The 21,974-nt window shown below is 69.1% G+C and carries 11 protein-coding genes and 1 pseudogene; 8 read left to right on the forward strand and 4 right to left on the reverse strand.

Annotated features, from left to right (window positions below):
- Window positions 1-54 precede the first annotated feature (54 nt).
- Complete coding sequence (locus ACIBB8_RS28540) at window positions 55-2,403, reverse strand: ABC transporter permease (RefSeq protein ID WP_398956875.1); 2,349 nt, start codon at window positions 2,401-2,403, stop codon at window positions 55-57.
- Window positions 2,400-3,107 (reverse strand): ABC transporter ATP-binding protein, encoded by a 708-nt coding sequence (locus ACIBB8_RS28545; RefSeq protein ID WP_398956877.1) that lies wholly within the window; start codon window positions 3,105-3,107, stop codon window positions 2,400-2,402. Before ACIBB8_RS28545 ends, ACIBB8_RS28540 begins: the two co-directional genes overlap by 4 nt.
- A gap of 166 nt (window positions 3,108-3,273) precedes the next feature.
- Between ACIBB8_RS28545 and ACIBB8_RS28550 the strand changes: the two genes are divergently transcribed.
- From ACIBB8_RS28550 to ACIBB8_RS28560, 3 genes and pseudogenes are all read left to right on the forward strand, one after another.
- A complete protein-coding gene (locus ACIBB8_RS28550) occupies window positions 3,274-4,632 on the forward strand; it encodes a sensor histidine kinase (RefSeq protein ID WP_398956879.1) in 1,359 nt (452 codons plus the stop codon).
- The gene (locus tag ACIBB8_RS28555; RefSeq protein ID WP_398956882.1) at window positions 4,629-5,327 is read left to right on the forward strand and encodes a response regulator; all 699 of its coding nucleotides are present in this window, start codon (window positions 4,629-4,631) and stop codon (window positions 5,325-5,327) included. The genes ACIBB8_RS28550 and ACIBB8_RS28555 overlap by 4 nt, the downstream gene beginning before the upstream one ends.
- Window positions 5,328-5,621: 294 nt before the next feature.
- A pseudogene (locus tag ACIBB8_RS28560) lies at window positions 5,622-6,987 on the forward strand (ATP-binding cassette domain-containing protein); the annotation flags it as partial.
- Window positions 6,988-7,183: 196 nt separating this feature from the next.
- On the opposite strand, the gene ACIBB8_RS28565 reads toward ACIBB8_RS28560, so the two are convergent.
- Window positions 7,184-8,416 carry an FAD-dependent oxidoreductase gene (locus ACIBB8_RS28565; protein WP_398956884.1) on the reverse strand — a complete coding sequence of 411 codons (1,233 nt, stop codon included), beginning with the start codon at window positions 8,414-8,416 and terminating at the stop codon, window positions 7,184-7,186.
- Window positions 8,417-8,523: 107 nt separating this feature from the next.
- Between ACIBB8_RS28565 and ACIBB8_RS28570 the strand changes: the two genes are divergently transcribed.
- Window positions 8,524-9,750: a cytochrome P450 gene (locus ACIBB8_RS28570; RefSeq protein ID WP_398956886.1), complete on the forward strand. Its 1,227-nt coding sequence runs from the start codon at window positions 8,524-8,526 to the stop codon at window positions 9,748-9,750.
- Window positions 9,751-10,483: 733 nt separating this feature from the next.
- On the opposite strand, the gene ACIBB8_RS28575 is transcribed toward ACIBB8_RS28570, so the two are convergent.
- Window positions 10,484-10,744, reverse strand: coding sequence for a hypothetical protein (locus tag ACIBB8_RS28575; RefSeq protein ID WP_398956888.1), 261 nt, complete (start codon window positions 10,742-10,744; stop codon window positions 10,484-10,486).
- Window positions 10,745-11,228: 484 nt separating this feature from the next.
- On the opposite strand from ACIBB8_RS28575, the gene ACIBB8_RS28580 reads away from it, so the two are divergent.
- The 4 genes from ACIBB8_RS28580 (at window position 11,229) to ACIBB8_RS28595 (ending at window position 21,609) form a co-directional block, all read left to right on the forward strand.
- Window positions 11,229-12,455, forward strand: a complete 1,227-nt coding sequence (locus ACIBB8_RS28580) for a sensor histidine kinase (protein ID WP_398956889.1) — start codon at window positions 11,229-11,231, stop codon at window positions 12,453-12,455.
- A complete protein-coding gene (locus ACIBB8_RS28585; protein ID WP_398956891.1) occupies window positions 12,452-13,189 on the forward strand; it encodes a response regulator in 738 nt (245 codons plus the stop codon). Before ACIBB8_RS28580 ends, ACIBB8_RS28585 begins: the two co-directional genes overlap by 4 nt.
- Before the next feature lie 420 nt (window positions 13,190-13,609).
- Window positions 13,610-17,314 carry a S8 family serine peptidase gene (locus ACIBB8_RS28590; RefSeq protein WP_398956893.1) on the forward strand — a complete coding sequence of 1,235 codons (3,705 nt, stop codon included), beginning with the start codon at window positions 13,610-13,612 and terminating at the stop codon, window positions 17,312-17,314.
- 560 nt (window positions 17,315-17,874) lie between these two features.
- The gene (locus ACIBB8_RS28595) at window positions 17,875-21,609 is read left to right on the forward strand and encodes a S8 family serine peptidase (RefSeq protein WP_398956895.1); all 3,735 of its coding nucleotides are present in this window, start codon (window positions 17,875-17,877) and stop codon (window positions 21,607-21,609) included.
- Window positions 21,610-21,974 lie beyond the last annotated feature (365 nt).

The following is a 21,974-nucleotide window of genomic DNA, read 5'->3' on the forward strand; positions in this document are numbered from 1 at the left end:
ACCGACCCCCACCGCTCCCTGGGGGTCGGAGACACGAGCTCTGAACCTGACCTCTTATTCGGTGCGCAGGGCCGTGGCAGTTCGGGTCCTGGCGGCCCAGCCGGCGGGCAGGAGCGCACCCAGGGTGGCGATGAGCAGGCCACCGAGTGCGAGCGGGAGCAGTTCGGCCCCGTGGTAGACGGCGATGACGGAACCGGGGAGGCGGAGCCCCACGCTGTCGCCCATCGCGGGGATGACCCAGCCGTGCAGGGCTACGCCGAGCGGCACGCCCAGAGTGCCCGCGACCAGTCCGGTCACGACGACCGAGGTGAGGACCATCGCGATGGTCTGCCGGGGGGTCATGCCGAGCGCCTTGTGGACACCGAGCTCCCGGACGCGCTCGCGGGTATCGAGCAGCACGCCGTTGAGCACGCCGAGCGCGGCGACGGCGACGAGCATCAGCGTGAGGATCACGGACAGCGCGTTGAGCGTGACGACCATGTCGCTGCCGGCGCCGAGCCCGCCGGCCCTCGCGGTGACCCCCAGCGGTGCCAGGTCCTTGTTCAGCGCGTCGATGTAGTCGGAGACGTCGGTGCCTGACGTGACCGCGATGTGATGGCTCGTCTCCGTCAGGTCGGGATGTGCGGCCGTGAGGGTCGAGGCGTCGGTGAAGACCTGCATGCCGTCGTTGCGGGGGTCGAGGACCTCGCCGACGATCCGGACCGTGACCGGCTCGGCCAGGCCGTTCAGGGTGACGGTGTCGCCGATACGGGTGCCGGTGGCGGCCAGGAAGGGGGTCGGGACCACGGCCTCGCCTGGCTTGTCGACCCAGCGGCCCGAGACCATCGTGTAGCCGCCCCAGGAGGCGTCGCCGGTGAAGGCGGTCACGTCGATGGTGCCGGTCAGGCCGGACAGGGTCGCCCGTACCGTCGCGGCGCTGTAGTACTTCCCGGTTCCGGCGGCGGCCTCGATGGCCGCGGCGACTGCAGCGGGATCGGCCTTGGGTTGCTTCTCGGGGCCAGAGCCTTGGGGTCCGAAGTGCGGGAAGGGCGCGGGCACGGTGACATCGGCGGCATCGTGGGCCTTGGCCTTCATCACCTGGCCGAGCGAGGCGCCCATCCCCACGGTGAACGTGACGGCGATGGCGCCGAACAGGACCGCCGTGCCCATGGCCAGCGCGCGGGCGGGCCGCGCGAAGGGCCGGGCCAGGCCCAGGGCGACCGGCTGCGGCAACGGCAGCCGACCGGCAAAGCGGGCCGCCCACCGGCCGCGCCCCGTCGAAGCGGTACGCCCGACGGCGAGCGCATCGACCGTACGCAGCCGGCCGGCCCGCCAGGCACTCGCCCACGCGGTCGCCGCCACCAGGCCGAGCACCCCGGCGATCACCGCCAGGTCGACCCAGGGGGCGATGGCCAGGGACGAGGTGCCGTAGACCTCCTCGGTCTCGGCCAGTACGGGGACGGCGAGCAGGTGGCCGGCGAGGACACCGAAGGCCGTGCCGACGGCGGCCGGGATCAGCGCCTGGCCCACGTAGGCCCGCACGACCTGGGCCGGTGTGAAGCCGACGGCCTTGAGGATGCCGATGCGGCGCGTTCCCGTACCGACGGCCGACGCGACGACGTTGCCGACGATGAGCACCGACATGACCAGGCCCAGGGCGCCGAACGCCATGAGGAATGGGACGTAGAGCGCGGTGTCGCGCTCGGCGGTCTTCTTGACGGTGAGCCATGACTGTTCGCCGACGGCCGTTCCCGGCGGCAGGGATTGGGTCACGGCCTTGCCGCCCGCGGTGATCTGCGCAGCGGTGCCCGCGTCGGTGAAGCGGTAGAGCATCTGGTAGCCGCCGCTGCCGGGCGCGGTGAGCACCGGCATCTGGGACGGAACCACCCAGGCGTCAGCAGTCTGCGTGACCGAGCGGGCCACACCGACCACCGTCAGTGTCGGGCCGCCGGACAGACCGGGGAAAGTGATCTTCATGCCCATGGTCGGGAAGAACAAGGAGCTGGCGGACAGCACGATCTCGCCGGAGCGCGTGGGCCACCGCCCGTCGAGCACTGCCACCTCGTCCACGTCCCGGCCGGGATCGCCCCGGCCCACCACGGTCATCGGCCACCCGGGGCCCGCCCCGTCCGACCGCGGGGTGACCGTCGCCGTACGGAACGGCCCGGCCGCACTGCTCACCCCTTCCGCGTTCTTGGACTTCGACAGCTGCCCGGCACTCACCTTGCCCGCGTCGAACTGCACGGACAGATGTGCGCCGTGCTGCTTGGCGAAGGCGTCCTCGAAGGGCGCGCCGGAAACCACGAGCAGCGATCCGCCGAGGACGGAGGCGGCCACCGCCATCATCGTGGCGAGCCCGATCACCAGCGTCTGCACCCGGCGTCGTCCCACCCCCGAGCGCACCACCTTGCCGAGCGCGCTCATCGGACGGTCTCCGAGGCGACAGCCTGCGACCGGACGTCTTCCGTGATCCGGCCGTCGGCGATCCGGACCGTACGGTTCGTGCAGGACCGGGCCAGAGCCAGGTCGTGGGTGACCACGACGATGGTCTGGCCCTCGGCATTGAGGCCGGTGAGCAGCCTGCTGACGTCCTGTCCGGCGGCCGTGTCCAGAGCCCCGGTCGGCTCGTCGGCCAGGAGCAGCGCCGGCCGGTTCATCAACGCCCGGGCCACCGCGACGCGCTGCCGCTCGCCGCCGGACAGCCGCCCCGGGTAGGCGCGGGCGTGCCGGTCGATGCCCAGCAGTTCCAGGAGTTCCACCGTCCGGCGGTCTGCCTCGCCACGTGCCATACCCGCGAGGCGCGCGGGCAGGACGACATTGTCGGTGACGGTCAGATCGTCGAGCAGATTGAAGAACTGGAAGACCATGCCGATCTTCGACCGCCGGTAGAGCGCCGATCCGGCTTCGCCGAGCTGGTCCACCCGCACCCCGTCCACGGTGACGGTCCCCGTATCGGGCCGGTCCAGGCCCGCGATCAGATTGAGCAGCGTGGACTTACCGCTGCCGGAAGGGCCGAGGATCGCGACGGCCTCGCCGCTCTGCACGGTCAGCGACGCCTCGTGCAGAGCGGGCGGGCCGTCGTCGTATCGGCGGCTCACCTCGCGCAGTTCGATCACCGGCATGGTCATGAAGGGCTCCTCGGGTACGGGCAGTTGGCTGCGTGAACGCTAGGAGCGGGCCCGGCCCCGACGCGTCGCCCGCTCGAACCCATTGCGGTACCGCGCTGGGTTGAGCCTCAAAAACGTCATCCCTGCGATGTAGGCAGGTGATGTATCCGGTGCGGCGGAAATGACCATGGGGACGGACTCCGCGGGTCCGCGCAGCGGCGAGAATGAACCGGTGACCGACGTACGTACGACGCTGGAGAGGCTGCGGGAAGCCACCCGCCGGACGGTCCGCGACGCCAGGCTTCCGAGCGGTCCACCGCTGCGGCTCACCTGGCGTGCCTGGCAGCTCGACGCGCTGGTGGCACTGGCACTCGGCATCGCCACCGTCTACTACGGCATCGACAACGCCGGAAACGTCGTGGTGCGCGAGATCGCACCCGGCGTGGCGGTCGTGATGCCGCGCCCGTCCGGCCCCGGCGGCCTGGCCTTCATGGTGACCCTCGCGGTCATCGCCTCGGGTGCCCTGGCCGTGCGCCGCCGCTACCCGCTCGCCGTGCTGTGCATCGTGACGGCCGCGACACTGGCAACACCACAGAGCGTCCTGCGGCTGACCTTCTACGCGTTCGTCATCGCCGTCTACAGCGCCGCCGTGTACAGCCGTTACCGGGTGGCGACCCTGGCGGCGTTGCCGGTGTCGGTCGTCCTGGTCAGCACCTCGGGGAACTCGGTGACACCGATCGTCCCCAACCAGTACATCGCCCTGCTGATCCTGGTCCCGATGGCCGTGGCCGCCGTCGGCCTGCGTACCTGGAAGCTCCGGACCGACGAGAGCCGCACCCTGCTCTTGGCCCTGGACCGCGAACAGGCCGAGGCGCTGCGCCGGGCCGTCGAGCACGAGCGGGCCAGGATCGCCCGCGAACTGCACGACGTCGTCACGCACAACGTCAGCGTCATGATCATCCAGGCGGGCGCCGCCCGCAAGATCATGAAAACCTCCCCCGAGGAGGCCAACGAGGCGCTGCTCGCCGTCGAGGCGGGCGGGCGGGCGGCCATGACCGAGCTTCGCCACGTCATGGGACTGCTCACCATGGCCGACGAGGGCGCGGGAACGGACGGAGGTGCAGACCCGGCCGACACGGCTTCGGAGCTGGCCCCGCAACCCGGCCTGGACCAGCTGGAAAAGCTGGTCGGACGGGTCCGGGACACCGGACTGCCCGTCGACCTGACCGTGACCGGCCCGCCCCGGCCCCTCCCGCCCGGCCTCGAACTCGCCGCCTACCGCGTGGTCCAGGAAGCCCTGACCAACACCGTCAAGCACGCCTCCGGCGCCACCGCCGCCGTGACCGTGGAATACGGCCCGGACCGGCTCCGGATCGAGGTCACCGACACCGGTGGACACCCGAGCGCGGACGCAACCACCGGAAACGGCCGGGGCCTCATCGGCCTGCGCGAGCGCCTTGCCGTCTACGACGGAACCCTGAACGCCGGCCGCCGCCTGACCGGCGGCTACCGTGTGGAGGCCCTGATCCCCTTGGAGACACCGTGACCGAGCCGCTGCGGGTGCTCCTCGCCGACGACCAGACCCTGGTCCGCACCGGATTCCGATTGATCCTCAGGGCCGACGGCATCGACGTCGTCGCCGAGGCGACCAACGGAACCGAAGCGGTCGAAGCGGTCCGCCGCACCCGGCCCGACGTTGTCCTGATGGACGTCCGGATGCCCGAGATGGACGGCCTGGAGGCCACCCACCGCATCCTCACCGGCGCACCCGACAAACCCCGCGTCATCATCCTGACCACCTTCGACCTCGACCGATACGTCTACGCGGCACTGTCCGCCGGGGCCAGCGGCTTCCTCCTCAAGGATGTCACCCCCGAGCAGCTGACCGCAGCCGTCCGCACGGTCCGTACCGGCGACGCTCTCCTCGCGCCCGCCATCACCCGCCGCCTCGTGCAACGGTTCACCCAGCGCGGCAGCGACACCGCCGCCCTCCACCGCGACCTCACCTCGCTCACCCCGCGCGAACTGGAGGTCCTCGGTCTGCTGGCCCGAGGACTGAGCAACGCCGAACTCGCCACCCGCCTCCACCTGGCCGAGGCGACTGTCAAGACGCATGTCGCCCGCATCCTCGCCAAGCTCGGACTCCGTGACCGTGTCCAGGCCGTCATCGTCGCCTACGAGACAGGTCTGGTCAGTATCGGCGCAGGCGAGGCCGCCCAGCAGTCCACCGAGCAGACGTAGACCGATGCCGAGACCTGGACCAGCAGCCGGAACCTACGTCTGTCCCTGGTAGTTCACGCCTCCGAACGGTCATACAACGGTCGCCCGATGTCCGCGATTCAGCGCGGTGCGGGGGTCGGGCACGGCCGGCAGCAAGACGCCGAGCTGCGATGCAGGCTGTTCTGCCGTGTAATCTTCGTCAGCCACTCTCCCAGTAAAGGGACACGATGCCGCTTCGGAACGCGACATGGGCCGAGGCCCCACTCCTGCCGTAATGCGACACGACCTGTGTGGGACACAGCGACTGCAACGACTTACCCCGCGCTGCTGCCCATGCTGCTGCTCATCGCGGCACCGCGCGGCTGGGGAGCCATGCGGGTGGCGCAGGAGCGCTATGTCTCGGTGATGACCTGGGTCGAGCACATGCGCGCCAGCCGCCTCATCGGCAATCTCCTCACCGAGCGCAGCGCGGCCCAGGAAGTGCGGATCCACTCGGTCGGCCCGTTCCTGTTGGACAAGTACAAGGGGATGGCCGAGAGCGCCGAGGCCGAGCAGAAGCGGCTCGCCAACGGCAAGGCCCTGACCGAGCTGGTGGCCGCTGCCTTGTCCGGTCTGGCCATGGCCGGCACGTACGGGTTGATGTTCTGGCTGATCACGGCCGGGCACATGAGCCTTGCTGTGGCCGGCACCGCCGTGATCGCCGTACGCTCCGGCTCCGCGAGCCTGGGCGCGCTGGTCATGAACGTCAACCAGTTGCACGAGGAGAGTCTTTACGTCCGGGACCACGACAGGTTCCTGGCCGAGGCCGCAGATCGAGCCATCCCATCAGGCGGGGAACACCTGCCGCACCAGGTCGAACAGGTCGTCCTCGACAAGGTCACCTACCGCTACCCGGACCGCGACGCTCCGGCACTGGACGGGGTTTCGATCACTCTTCCCATGGGATCGGTGACCGCAGTGGTGGGCGAAAACGGATCGGGCAAGAGCACCCTGATGAAGGTCCTGGCGGGCCTGCTGCTGCCGCAGAGCGGCACGGTGCACCGGGGCGAATCCGAACTGACCGGCCTGGACCGCTCCCAGGTGTTCGACCGCGTCGCACTGCTGACCCAGGACTTCCAGCGCTGGCCGGTGACAGCCGCCCTGAATATCCGCATCGGCCGCCCCGACCAGGATGCCGAACACGAGGAACTGGAGCCTTCTGTCGACTACGCCGGCGCCTCCCCGGTCATCGCGAAACTGCCCCATGGTCTGCGGAGTCTGCTGGCCCGGATGTTCCGCGGCGCCTCGGAGCTCTCCGGAGGGCGAGTGGCAGAAAATCGGACTGGCCCGTACACACTGGCGCAGCTCCACGTGCCCGGCGGACAGCGTCCTGATCGTCGACGAACCCACCTCCGCACTCGACCCCGAAGCAGAGATCGCCGCCTTCAACCGCATCCGCCAACTCGCCGGGCCACACCGGGCGGTGGTCCTGGTCACCCACCGCATGTCCGGTGTACGCCACGCCGACACCATCTACGTCCTCACCCAGGGACGCCTGAGCGAGCACGGCACCCACGATGAACTGATCGCCGCAGACGGACGGTACGCAGCCATGTTCCACACCCAGGCCGCCCAGTACGCGCCGGATTCCCGCGCCCAGGTACCGAGCCCCAGCACCCCGCCCGTCCCGGACCACTCCTGACCCGCAGACCGACTGACCGCCTGGCACCCTCCCCCGGTCCCCCGGTACTCGGAGGCACCGGGGCGACCAGGGCCGGCGGCGCTCCCGGGACGCGGGCGATCGCGCCCTCGTCGGTGGCGCCCGGACCCGCTTCGGTGGTCGGGCGGCGGGCGTGTTGAGGGGCCCCGGCCAGAGGCGAGGGCCGGAAAACCGGGTATCACCGCGTGGACGCCGTGGGCGGACGTTCGCGTACCGCGCCGTAGGCGATGAAGTACGCCGGTACTCGCTTGAGCCACCGCGACGTGGTGAAGAGTTCGGCCATCCGCTGTGACCGCTCAGGGTTCCCGAAGGGCGGTCGTCCGGCCAGTACGGGTGCGATGACCTGCGCATGGGCGAATCGCTGCAACGCCTGCGTCGCGGCTGTGGTCGGCCACCGGCGGCGCTGTACGGCGCGTACGTCCCCCAGGCCGACCGCACCCCTGCGCAGCGGCTCGATGAGATACCGGGCGGTGGCGACGGCGTCTTCGACAGCAAGGTTGATGCCGATACCGAAGACCGGCGACATCGCGTGCGCCGCGTCACCGATGCACAGCAGTCCCGGGCGGTGCCAGCGTCGGAGGCGGTCGAGCCGTACGTCGAGCATCTTCACCTCGTCCCACGACCGCAGCGCGTGCACCCGGTCCGCAAGCCAGGGGACGGCGGCCGAGAAGTCGGCCGTGAACCGCTCAAGGCCGGCGGCACGGCGCTCGGCATCGGTCCCCTTGGGGATCAGCGCCGCGCACTGCCAGTAGTCCCCGCGGTCAATCATGGCGGTGAGGAACCGGTCGCCGACGCCTCCCACGAGCCCGTGCGGATCACCCTCCCGCCTTGGCAACCGGAACCACCATGCGTCCATGGGGCAGGCGAATCTCCGCAGGGCCAGTTCGGGCCGAGACCGGGCCAGCGAGCTCCGGCCGTCGCAGGCCACCGTGAGGGTGGCCCGCAGTTCACCGGTGCGGCCGTCGGGGGTGCGGTACCGCACCCCCATGACCCGTCCGCGCTCCACCAGGAAGGAAGTCGCCTCCGTGCTCATCCGCACGGAGAACGACGGCTCCCGACTGGCCTCGTCCGCGAGGAGGTCGAGCAGGTCCCACTGCGGCACCATCGCCACGTAGTTGTACGGACCCCGCAGCGCGCTGATGTCTCCGACGGTGACCAGCGAACCGTCAGGGCCGAGCGGCAACTGCACCGTCGTCACCCGCCGCTGTGGCAGACGGGCAAACCGCTCCGCCAGGCCGAGGTCGTCCAGCAGCGCCAGGGTGGACGGATGCACCGTGTCGCCGCGGAAGTCGCGCAGGAAGTCGCCGTGCTTCTCCAGGACCGTGACCGCCACTCCGGCCCGGGCCAGCAGCAGGCCGAGGACCATCCCGGCGGGGCCGCCGCCCACAACACAGCACGTGGTGCGTTCCATCGCAGCCCCTGACCTCGGTGAAATCCCGGCATCCGTCACGATGGGACATATACCATCAAAACCTGCAAATCTGCCGCGGAGATTCGCGGATACTTCTGGGAGGCATGATGAGCCAGCAGCCGGTCCTTCTGCCCTACGCCGACCCGGCCTTTGTGGCGGACCCCTTCCCGCTCTACCGACAGCTGCGCGAGGACGGCCCGGTACGGCGCGTCGTCATCGCCGGCGGCCTGGAAGCCTGGCTCGTCACGCGCTACGAAGACGGCATCGTGGCCCTGTCGGACCCCCGGCTGAGCAGCGACGTCCGTGACGCCTCGGATCCACAGCTCGTGCAGCGGCTGCCCGCGACGGAACGCGACTCCATGCTGCGCAACATGCTCCGCTCCGACCCGCCCGACCACACCCGCCTGCGCCGTCTGGTCTCCAACGCGTTCACAGCGCGCAGGGTGGCCGAGCTGCAACCTCGCGTCCAGGCCATCGTCGACCAACTGCTCGACGCGATCGTGCCGGTCGGCCACGCCGACCTCGTCGAGGACTTCGCGTTGCCGCTTCCGGTCACGGTGATCAGCGAATTGCTCGGGGTGCCCGTGGCCGACCGGCACGACTTCCAACAGTTGACCGACGACATGATCCTCCAGGGGACGGAGCCGCCGGATCCGGCCCGGGTGGACGCGGCGTGGCGGCAGATGCGCTCGTACCTGACCAGGCTCCTGGAGGCCAAACGGGCCCGGCCCGGGGACGACCTGCTCAGTTCGCTGATCACCACCCGGGACCAGGAGCACGGGCTGGACGAGGACGAGCTGATCGCCATGGCCTTCCTGCTGCTGGCGGCCGGATACATCACCACGGTCAACCTGATCGGCAGCGGCATCGCCGCGCTGCTCGCCCACCCCGACCAGCTTCAGATGCTGCGGGAAGATCCGGCGCTTCTGCCGGGCGCGATCGAGGAGTTCCTCCGCTACGACGGACCGGTCAGCCCCGGGATCGCCCGGTTCGCGCGTGAAGACGTCACCATCGCCGGCGTGGCCGTCCCACGCGGCGCAACCGTGCTGGTCGCCTCCGCCATCGCCGACCGCGACCCGGCACAGTTCTCCGACCCCGATCACCTGGACATCACCCGACAGGACAATGCTCACCTCGCGTTCGGGCACGGCATCCACTACTGCCTGGGGGCGCCGTTGGCCCGGCTCGAGGGCCAGATCGCCATCGGCACCGTCCTGCGTCGCCTTCACCACCTCACCCTGGCCGTGCCGCCCGGCGAGCTGCAGTGGCGGCCGGGCGGGCTGCGGGGCCCCGAGCGGCTGCCCGTCACCTTCACATCGGCCGACCCGAACTGAGCAAACGAATGCCGGCCTGCCGCAGGTAACGGGCGGAACACCTCCGGCTGCACCCCCAGCCAGTAGGTACTCCGCCGATGACATCAGCGCAGGCAGCGGGCCCGGGTGATCGTCCGGAAGACGCTGTTGTCGGCGCCGTCCCGTGCGGTGCCCCGGAGCGTGACGACGTGTCCGACTTCCAGCTCGCTCACCTGCAACACCCACTGGAGCACAGCGACAGCGCCCCGCCGACGATCAGTTCGAACGCATCGACGCCGACACCCGGGCCCGTAGCCGCCTGCCCTCGGCCTGACCTGTCGGCTGCGCCTGAACAGATCGTGTTCGTGGTCCCATAACTATCTCCGAACGCCTCACCCCTCCTCGTGAGCAGGGGAACGACATCCCAGCCATTGGCAAGTTCCACATGAGCAGCGTCCTGAAGTCCGGGCCGACACAGACCTGCTGAGCCCGTCACCGAACGACAGCGGATCATCCGGCACACGCAGTGGGTTGCACGCGCGGGACGGTCGGCTGCCCAGGCACCGCGACCAGGGCAGCATCACAAGATCGTGTGACGGGCTCCTGGCGTCGATGCGGTGGCGGTGCGTCACATCGCCAAGGCGTCGCTGTGCGGGCCGCGGGCCGCGGTGGTTTCCCCAAGCTCCACCTCCTGAAGCCTGATACGCCACGAATGAGAGTCTTCTGCTTCCAGGCAGAGTGCGGAGGGCTGCCCCGCGGCCGGAAACGTGGGCGCTCACTTCTGGCCGAGCTTGATGCGTTCGGTCAGGTCACCAACCTCACTGCCGAGTTTCTGCACAGGGGCGGCGAGGGAGGCCAGTGCGGACTCCATATCGACTGCTGCGGCCGTGTACTTGTCCATGCTGGCTGCGTGCTCCAGCTGTGCCCACACGGCGGCCTCGGCCACCAGGGCGTCGCGCTGTGGGCTGGCGATCGGGTGCTGGGATGCCCTGGTGAGCAATTCACGGGCCTGCCGGCCCGGGGCGCTGTCAGTCATGGCCGGAATCCTTCCAGCGGACCCGGGACAAAAGGAGGATTTCAGACGGTGGAATGCTGCGAAGAAGTTCGGCCTCCCCGCCCATCCGCTCGCAGAGGTGGTGTACAAGGAGGTCGGTGGCGATCCATCGAGCACGGACGACACTCAAGAACATCCTTCCCGATAGTTGACGGCGCGTCGGCGGCAGTTGCAAACGATCAATGCGTCCTGTGCTGAGTCAGGAGGAAGGCGAAAAAAGACGGGCGCAGTGCTCGAATCGCCCCCTAGCAGATCAGCCCCGGCAGGCCACTTCTCTGCGGTCGTCATCCGCCTCGAGAACCATTGCATTCAAGGACGATCAAGGATCAAGCACCCTCCCAAGTCAACCGAACGATGGACACGACCCCGAACCGGTGCACGGCTTAGTCTCAGCGCTGACCGCCTGAAGTGAACCAGGAGTGAGGCGCGGATGAGGATTGGGCAGCCCAGAGGGGCGGCGTGCGCCATGCCGCCGACGCTGCGGCATGCACTGAACGGCTTGTTCGTTTCCTCGCTCGTCGCTGCCCTTCTGATCGTGATCGGTCCGGGTACCACTGTGTCGAGCCAGGACACGTCCATCGTGGCCGCCCTGTCCGTGCTCCTCGCCGCCACGTACGCGGTGGGATTCGCCGGCCCTGCCAGGCCTGCCGACTCTCGACATCGCGAGGAACCCACCGAGCCCGTCGACATAACCGGAGGGAACCCGGGCCGTGTGCTGCACTGGCTTGGCGCGCTGACCGCGTTGTGGACCTGCCTCATGGCGTTCAGTTCGGGGTTCGGCTGGCTGGGGTTCCCGCTGTTCGCACTGTATGTCCTGCACCTGCCGCTGCGGCTGGCGGTCGTGGCCGTCGCTCTGGGGACTGCCATCGTGGTCGCAGCCAAGGCAGCGGAGGCCGGCACGCTGGGGATCCCCCAGGTGGCCGGACCGCTGCTGGGCGCGCTGGTCTCCACGCTGACGCTGCTCGGGTACCAGTCGCTGTACCGGGAGAGCCAGGCCCGCAAGGCGCTCGTCGCTGAGCTGCTCGTCACCCGGGACGCGCTGGCGGAGTCGCAGCGGGAGGCCGGCCGGCTCGCAGAACGCCAGCGGCTGGCCCGGGAGATACACGACACGGTCGCGCAGGGCCTCTCGAGCGTGATCATGCTGTTGCGTGCCACCGACGCCGCGCTGCCGCCGGACGCGTCCCTGGCGCAGGAGCGGACCGCCGCAGCCACCGAGGTCGCCACGGAGAACCTCGCCGAGTGCCGGCGCTTCCTGTACGAACTGAACCCGCCGCCCCTGGTCGAGACGCCCCTGCCCGAGGCGTTGCGCCGACTGGTCGACCGGAGCGCCGAGGACGGTCTCAGCACCGCTTTCCACCTGCACGGGGAACCGTACCCGCTGGGCGCCGAGTGCGATGTGGCGCTGCTGCGGCTGACTCAGGAGGCGCTGGCCAATGTGCGCGGGCACGCGCACGCCGAGAGGTGCGTGGTGAGCCTGTGCTACCTGGACGACCGGGTGACGCTCGATGTCTTCGACGACGGCAAGGGCTTCGATCCGGAGCTTCCTCGACAGGACTCCCGTGGCGGCTTCGGGCTCTTCGGGATGCGCCAGCGGATAGAGGAGCTGGGCGGCGCGCTCACCGTCGAGTCCACGATCGGCGAGGGAACGGCGGTCGCCGCCAGTCTGCCGATTCCGAATGAGGTGACGTCATGACCGCGCCGCGGACCGTCTCCGTCGCGCAGGTGCGCGTGCTGATCGTCGACGACCACCCGGTCGTGCGCCGCGGCCTGCGTGCGCTGCTCGATGACGTACCCGAGGTCGTGGTGGCCGGTGAGGCGGGGGACGGCGCCGAGGCGCTGCGCATGGTCGCCGGGCCGACGGAGGTCGACGTGGTCCTCATGGACCTGCGCATGGGCGGCGGTACCGACGAGGCGTCAGGCGTCGCCACCGATGCAACCGGCAGCGGGCGAGGCGGCGGCGAGCGCATGGACGGTGTCGAGGCCACCCGCCGGATCAGGGCCCTGCCGGCCCCGCCCCGGGTACTGGTCCTCACCACCTACAGAACCGACGCCGAGATCCTTGCCGCCGTCGAGGCGGGTGCGACCGGTTACCTGCTCAAGGACGCGCCGGTCGAGGACCTGATCTCCGCAGTGCACGCCGTCGCGGCCGGCGAGACCGTGCTGGCTCCGCCCGTCGCCACTCGGCTGCTCGGCCGCATGCGGGCACCGCAGTCCACACTGACCCCACGCGAGACAGAGATTCTCGTCCTGCTCGCGAAGGGCCTGTCGAACCGGCAGGTGTCACGCGCGCTGTTCATCAGCGAGGCAACAGTGAAGACCCACCTGGTCCGTGTCTTCGCCAAGCTCGGGGTGGACAGCCGCACCGGCGCCGTGACGGCGGCACTGGGCCGTGGCCTGATTCCCGAACCGCTGCCCGGCCCCACCTAGCCGACCGCACGACCGAATCCTGCAAACCCGCCCAACCCCTCCGGCCGGCCCAAGTTTCCGGACCTCACAACGCAGCGAGGTTCCCCTGCCACACCACCAAGCTGACACAGCGACGGCGCACGGCCGCCGCATCAACGCGGCGCGTGGTCCGCCGCCCTGGTACTGCTGCACCGCTCACACCTGAAAGTGCAGCACAACCACACACCGCATCCAATGCAGTGATCCGACGCGGCGCCGAATTCCCGCAACCGCGTGGCTTTCGCGCGCCTTCACTCCCCCTCAGAGAAGGTCAACGCCTTGATGAGACAGTCACGACCGGCTGGGTCGACCGGCTTCCCAGCCCGCTCAACCACCCCCATAGCCTACCGGCTGACACGCCGTCCAGTGCGGACGGCCCTGGGGATGCTCACCGCGGCTTGTGTGGCCGGCACGCTCATCACCCTGCCGGCCGCCGCCGCAGCAACACCGGCCGAATCGGTCGCTCAGGCTGCCCAGTCACGGCAGGGCGGCCCGGTTGTCGCCACGCACAAGCTCACCCTCGTCACGGGCGAGGTAGTGACGCTGGAGCGTCACGCCAACGGCTTCCAGGCGGCAACGGTCGCGCCCACGTCCGACGGCACCCCGGCGGCGTTCTCCACCTTGCGGGTGCGCGATGAGCTCTATGTCATCCCTGACAAGGCTCAGCCCTACCTCGCCGCGAACGAGCTCGACCGCGAGCTGTTCAACGTCACCAAGCTGGTCGAGTACGGCTACGAAGACGCGCACCGCCCCGCCGTGCCGCTGATCGCCACCTATGCCGGCGCGCCGGGCAAGGCCGGGAAAGCGCTGAAGCAGGCCGCGCCGGCCGGCTCGGTCAAGGCCGACGAACTGCCCAGCGCCAACGCGGTGGCGCTGCACGCGAGCAAGAAGAAGGCGGCGACCTTCTGGGAGGCGGTCGACGACGACAGCGCCGCCTCGACGAAGGCACCGCAGCTTGCCGACGGCATCAAGAAGCTCTGGCTCGACCGGCCGGTCAAGGCGACGCTGGACCGGAGTGTGCCGCAGATCGGCGCGCCGAGTGCGTGGAAGGCCGGCTACGACGGCACCGGTACCAAGGTGGCCGTCCTCGACACCGGCGTCGACCCGAACCACCCCGACCTGGTGGGCCGGGTGAAGACGATGAAGAACTTCACCGACGACCCTGACGCGGTCGACCACCATGGTCACGGCACGCATGTCGCCTCGACCGTCGCCGGCTCGGGTGCCGCATCGGGCGGCAAGTACAAGGGTGTGGCGCCGGGCGCCGACCTGTACATCGGCAAGGTCCTCAACAAGGCTGGTGTCGGCCTCGAGTCGGGGGTCATCGCCAGCATGGAATGGGCGGTCGCCGAGAGCGCGGACGTTGTCAACATGAGCCTGGGTTCGGACGCGCCCAGCGACGGCACCGACCCGTTGAGCCAGGCCGTCAACCAGCTCACCGCGTCCACCGGCGCGCTGTTCGTCATCGCGGCCGGCAACGAGGGCTCGGACAAATCGACCGTAGGTTCGCCGGGTGCCGCCGACGCCGCGCTGACCGTCGGCGCGGTGTCCAAGTCGGAGCTACTCGCGGGCTTCTCCAGCCGCGGCCCGCGCAAGGGCGACTTCGCGGTCAAGCCGGAGATCACCGCACCGGGCGTGGGAATCGTCGCCGCGCGCGCCGCCGGCACCGCGATGGGTACCCCGGTCGACGCCAACTACACCTCGGCCAGCGGCACCTCGATGGCCACCCCGCACATGGCCGGCGCCGCGGCGATCCTCGCTCAGCGCCATCCGGACTGGACCGCCGACCGGCTGAAGCAGGTGCTGGTCAGCACCGCCAAGCAGGGCGCGTACACGGCCTACCAGCAGGGCGGCGGCCGGGTCGACGTGCCCAAGGCGATCGACGCCACGGTCTACTCCAGCCCCGCAGTCGTCAGCATGGGCAAGTCGACCGCCGAGAGCGCGTCGGGCACCAAGACGGTCAGCTACGTCAACACCTCCGGTGCGGACAAGACGCTGTCGCTCCGCCTGGCCGCCTCCGGGGAGACCGGGCCGGCACCGGACGACACATTCACGCTCAGCGCGACCAGCGTGACGGTCCCGGCGAACTCCACCGCGAGCGTGACGGTGACCTACCACCCCGAACTCTGCGTCCTGGGCGACTACACCGGTGTCATCACCGCCACGGCGCCCGACGGCACCGCGATCCACACCACCGTCGGCGCGACGAAGGGGGTGCCCACCGTCGACCTCACCGTCAACGCGGTCGACCGGAACGGAAACCCGGCGCAGGGCACCAACGTGGCCGTGTTCGACCTGGACCAGGACGAGGTCATCCAGCCCTACCTCCGGGACGGAACGGCGACTGTCGCAGTGCCGCTGGGACGCTACTCGGTCATGGGTGTCGTCTACACGCGGGACAAGGCCGGAGTCGAGATCCTGAACGGTACCCTCGCCGGCGACCCCATGGTGGAACTGAAGGCGGACAAGACGATCACACTCGATGCCCGGCTGGGCAAGGAAGTCAAGGTCGCGACGCCCAAGGAGTCCGAGCCGAACGGCTACAGAATCGGGTACCGCCAGCAACTCCCCGGCAATTACGGGTTCGACTTCATGAAGATCATGTTCAGCCCGATCTGGGACCATGCCTACGTGGTGCCCACCGAGCCGGTGAAGCTCGGCACGTTCGACTTCAACTTCCAGCAGCGCAGGTACGCCCCGGCGATCCGGGCGTCCATTGCCGGGCAGGGCGGCGCGCTCCCGCTTGAGCCGGTGTTCAATGCGGTCCGGCTGGACGGCCCCAGCACGCTCCGGGCGGTCGACGCCGGCAAGGGGCTGCCCGAGGACCTGGCCGGCACGGTCGTCAGTGGCAAACTCGCGGTCGTCACCCGCGATGCCACACGGACGACTGCCGACCAGATCGCCGCCGTGGCCGAGGCCGGCGCGAAGGCAGTGATCATCGTCGGCGACCAGCCGGGTACCTTCAACGCCAGCGTGCCGTTCGCCGCCCGCACGGCCATCCCGGCCTGGACCCTCAACCGGGACGAACGCACGGTCCTCTTCGACCGGATGGCCGGCGGTCCCACGCAGGTCAACCTGCATGGCATCGCCAGCAGCCCGTATGTGTACAACATCGCACTGATGGTTCCCGGTGGAATTCCGGCCGACCCCGTCGACGCGGTCACCGAGGAGAACTCGGCTGTGGTGAAGTCCCACTACCGCGGCGCCAAGGGCGCCAGACTCGGCGAGACCACGTCGGTGGTCCGCCCGAGGGAGCGCCTCATCGTTCAGGTGGTGGAATTCGTCGACGGGCCGCCGGACCGGGAGGAGTGGTACTCCACCGGCAGCAAGTGGCCGACCCTGAAGGACATGCGGTGGTCCCACGCGGTCTTCCCGGACGCCCCCAACATCCTCCGTCGCATGGATGACGTACTCCGCACCTACAGCCCGGGCGAACGGCATGAGGAGACCTGGCTGGGCGCCGCGAACGGCCCGGCCGGACCGGCGAACACCCTCGCGGTCCGCGAGGGCGACGACATGACCCTCATCGTGCCGGAAATGGGCGACAGCGAACCGGAGCACTTCGGCTGGTTCGGCGCGGACCCCGACAAGGCCAAGGTACGGGTGTACCAGGACGGGAAGCGCCTCGCCGAGACGACGCGCGCGATGATGATGCTGCCGGTCAGCCCCGACCCGGCGACTTACCGGATCACCATGGACACTGAGCACCCGGCGTGGTTCCCGCTGTCCACCGAGACCAGCACCTCGTGGACGTTCAAGTCCGCCCGGCCGACGAACGGCGAGGAGGACCTGGCACTGCTCTGGCCGAGGTACGACCTGAACCTGGATGCGCAGAACACCACCCAGGGCAGCCAGACCTACCACTTCGACCTGGCGTTCACCCTCCAGAACGGCGCCACCCCAAACATCGACGGGGTCGAGGTGGAGGCGTCCTCCGACGACGGTGCCACCTGGCAGCCCGCGACGGTCAAGAGCAAGAGCAACGGCAACTACAAGGTGTCCGTGAGCAATCCGGCAAAGGGCTATGTGTCCCTGCGCGTCAAGGCACAGGACACCAACGGCAGCAAGATCGAGCAGACCCTGATCAAGGCCTACGCCATTCGCTGACCCTCACAACGGCCCTTTCCTGACCGCACCCCTGGCACAAGGAACGCCCTTGCGCCAGGGGCGCACCCCGTTGTACCGGCAATCGAAATACCTTGCCGTTCCTCCGTGTTGCCGAAATCAGCAGCATCCTCGCAAAGAAGGGACATATCCGAGAGTTCTAACATCCGCACCAACCCGCTTGGCGCACTGCTTCATCGGCGCAGCTCCACATTGCCGAACGCCGCGCCGGCAGTTCTCCCTGCCCACGAACGCTTTGGCGTTCCCCCACGGTCTTCCGGCCGATTGTCGTGGCGGGTTTGCGACATGGAAGAAATCCGCCATGCCAATCAGTTGCCTCGGTCCGTGCGAAGCCCGAAAGTATCTGCCGAATACAGCAAGAGCTTCTTTCTCACGACAGCAGGAGACGCGGCGCCGAATCTGCGCGACTGCGTGGTTCCGCGCGCCTTCATTCCCTCTCAGAGAAGGTCATCACCTTGATGAGACCGTCACGGCCGGCTGGGCCGACCGGAATCCCGGACCACCCGACCACTTCCGCAGCCTACCGGCTGACATTCCGTCCAGTGCGGACGGTCCTGGGGTTGCTCACCGCGGCCTGTGTGGCCGGAACACTCACCGCCCTCCCCGTTGCCACCGCCGCCGAGACGCCGGCACCCCAGGCCGCCCAGTCGCAGCAGAACAGCCCTGTTGTCGCCACGCACAAGCTCACCCTCGTCACCGGCGAAGTGGTGACGCTGCAGCGTCACGCCAACGGTTTGCAGGCGGCGACGGTCGAGCCCGCGGCCGACGGCACCGCGGCGGCGTTCACCACCATGAAGGTGGGTGACGAGGTCTATGTCATCCCGGAGAAGGCACAGCCCTACCTCGCCGCGAACGAGCTCGACCGTGAGCTGTTCAACGTCACCAAGCTGGTCGAGTACGGCTACGACGACGCACACCGCCCCGCCGTACCGCTGATCGCGACCTACGGGGGCGCGCCGGGCAAGGCCGGCAAGGCGCTCGAGAAGGCCGCGCCGGCCGGCTCGGTGAAGAAGGACGAACTGCCCAGCGCCAACGCGGTGGCGCTGCACGCCGGCAAGAAGAAGGCGGCGACGTTCTGGGAGGCGGTCGACGACGACAGCACCGCCGCGACGAAGGCACCGAAGCTTGCCGACGGCATCAAGAAGCTGTGGCTCGACAAGCCGGTGCGCGTCGCTCTGGACCAGAGTGTGCCGCAGATCGGCGCCCCGGAGGCGTGGGCGGCCGGCTACGACGGCACCGGCACCAAGGTGGCCATCCTCGACACCGGAATCGACCCCAACCACCCCGATGTGGCAGGGCGGGTGAAGAAGGCGCAGAACTTCACCGACGACCCCGACGCCGTCGACCACCACGGCCACGGCACGCATGTCGCCTCGACCATCGCCGGCTCGGGTGCCGCGTCGGGCGGCAGGCTCAAGGGTGTGGCGCCGGGCGCCGACCTGTACATCGGCAAGGTCCTCAACACGGCCGGTTCGGGCTCCGAGTCGATGGTCATCGCCGGCATGGAGTGGGCAGCGGCCCAGGGCGCGGACGTCATCAGCATGAGCCTGGGCTCGGCGGCCGGCAGCGACGGCACCGACCCGATCAGCCAGGCCGTCAACCAGCTCACCGCCTCCTCCGGGTCGCTGTTCGTCATCGCGGCCGGCAACACCGGCCCGGGCAAGGGCACCGTGGGCTCGCCGGGCGCCGCAGAAGACGCACTGACCGTCGGCGCAGTGAACAAGCAGGACCAGCTCGCGAACTTCTCCAGCCGCGGCCCGCTCAAGGAAACCTTCGCGGTCAAGCCGGAGATCACCGCACCGGGCGTGGGCATCGTCGCCGCGCGCGCCGCCGGCACCACGATGGGCACCCCCGTCGACGCCAACTACACCTCGGCCAGCGGCACCTCGATGGCCACCCCGCATGTGTCCGGCGCCGCGGCGATCCTCGCCCAGCGCCACCCCGACTGGACCGCCGACCGGCTCAAGCAGGTGCTGGTCAGCACCGCCAAGCAGGGCTCATACACCGCCTACCAGGGCGGAAACGGCCGCGTCGACGTGCCCAAGGCCATCGGTGCCGAGGTGTACTCCAGCCCTGCCGTCATCAGCATGGGCAAGAAGTCGGCCGAGAGCGCGCCGGTCACCAAGACGGTCAACTACGTCAACACCTCCGCGACGGACACCACGCTGTCGCTCAGCCTGTTCAGCGTCGGGGAGACGGCACCCCCGGACGGCATGTTCACGCTCAGCGCCAACAGCGTGACGGTCCCGGCGAACTCCACCGCGAGCGTGACGGTGACCTACCACCCCGAGCTCGGCGCCGTGGGCGACTACACGGGGATCATCACCGCCACCGCGGCCGACGGCACCGCGATCCGCACCACCGTCGGCGCCACGAAGGACGTGCCCACCGTCGACCTCACCCTCAACACGATCGACCGGAACGGAAACCCGGCCGTCGGCGAACTCACGGTGTTCGACCTGGACAACGGCGTCGTCCGCCAGTTCTACCCCCAGGACGGAACGAAGACGGTCGCGCTGCCGCAGGGTCGCTACTCCGTCATGGGTGACGTATACATGCTGGACAAGGCCACGGGCCAGGCCTTGAGCCACACCCTCGCCGGCGAGCCCGTGGTGGACCTGAAGGCCAATCGGACGATCACGATGGACGCCCGGCTGGGCAAGGAGGTCAAGGTCACGACCCCCAAGGAGGCGCAGTCGAGCATCTACGATCTCGGGTACCGCCAGCAGCTGCCCGGCAAGCGCGGGATCGACTACATGAAGGGCGTGTCGAGCCGGTTCTCGAAGCACGCCTATGTGGTGCCCACCGCGCCGGTGACGGTTGGCATGTTCGAGTTCAACTTCCAGGACCGCAGGTACTCGCCGGTGATCCGGGCGTCCTATGCCGGGCAGGAGGGCGCGCTCCCGCTTGAGCCGGTGGTCTTTGCGGCCCGGTTGTACGGCTCCAGCACGCTCCAGGCGGTCAACGCCGGCACGGGACGGCCGGAGGACCTGGCCGGCAAGGACCTCGATGGCAAGCTCGCGATCGTCACCCGCGATGACACCTTGAAGGTCGCCGACCAGATCGCCGCAGTGGCCGGCGCCGGTGCGAAGGCAGTGATCATCGTCAACGACCGGCCCGGCGTCTACGCCACCAGCGTGCTGCGCGTCACCGGCACTGCCATCCCGGCCTGGAGCCTCACCCAGGACGAGGGCGCGGTGCTCTTCGGCCGGATGGCCGACGGTCCCACGCAGATCAACCTGCAGGGCATCGGGAACCACCCGTATGTGTACAACATCGCGCTGATGGTTCCCGGTGAAATTCCGGCCGACCCCACCGACGCGGTCACCACGGAGAACTCGGCCGTGGTGCAGTCCCACTACCGCGGCACCAAGGGCACTCTGATCGGCGACACCGACACGGCGATCCGCCCGGGAGAGACCATGGTCACCAATGTCGTGGACTTCTACGACGCGCCGACCGTCCGGGAGGAGTGGTACTCCACCGGCAGCAAGTGGCCGACGATGAAGGACATGCGGTGGTGGCACAAGGTCCACCCGGACCGCAAGGACATCGTCACCGCCATGAGTGACCTACTCCGCAACTACCGTCCGGGCGAGCAGCGCGAGGAGACCTGGCTGGGCGCTGTGAACGGCCCGGCCGGACCGGAGAACACCCTCGCGTTCCGCGACGGCGACAAGGTCACCCTCAACATGATGGAGATGAGCGACAGCCAGCCCGGACACTACGCCTACTTCCAGGGCTTTAACGGCACCGTGACGAAGGTGCGGCTGTACCAGGACGGCAAACTCCTCACGGAGCAGGGCTGGTTCTCGCTCACGACGCTGCCGGTCAGCCCTGACCCGGCGACCTACCGGATCACCATGGACACCGAGCACCCGGACTGGTTCCCGCTGTCCACCAAGGCCAGCACCGCATGGACCTTCAAGTCCGCCCGGCCCGCGAACGGCAAGGAGGACCTGGCACTGCTCTACCCGAAGTATGGCCTCGACCTGGACGCGGAGAACACCACCCAGGGCAGCCAGACCTACCACTTCGACCTGGCGTTCCTCCTCCAGAACGGCACCACCCCGGACATCGACGGGGTCGAGGTGGAGGCGTCCGCCGACGACGGCGCCACCTGGCAGCCCGCGACGGTCAAGAGCAAGAGCAACGGCAGCTACAAAGTGTCCGTGAGCAACCCGGATTCGGGCTACGTGTCCCTGCGCGTCAAGGCACAGGACACCAACGGCAGCAAGATCGAGCAGACCCTGATCAAGGCCTACGCCATTCGCTGACCCGCACAGCAACCCTTTCCTGAACGCGCCCCTGGCACAAGGAACGCCCTTGCGCCAGGGGCATAACCCGTTGTATTGGCAATCAAATACCTTACCGGTCCACCGTATTGCCGAAATTAACAGCATCCTCGAAAAGACTGGACCTGTCCGAGAGTTCTGACGTCCGCACCAGCACGCTTGATACACCGCACCATCGACGCAGCTCCACATTCCCGAGCGCAGCGCCAGCAGTTTTCCCTGCCCGCGAACACTCTGGCGTTCCTTCGCCGGTTTTCCGCCCGATTGCCGTGGCGGGTTTGTGACATGGAGGAAATCCGCCACTGCCAGTCGGTTGCCTCGGTCCGTGCAGAGCCCGAAAGTATCTG

This window comes from Streptomyces sp. NPDC051286, from assembly GCF_044455345.1.
Classification (GTDB): Bacteria; Actinomycetota; Actinomycetes; order Streptomycetales; family Streptomycetaceae; genus Streptomyces.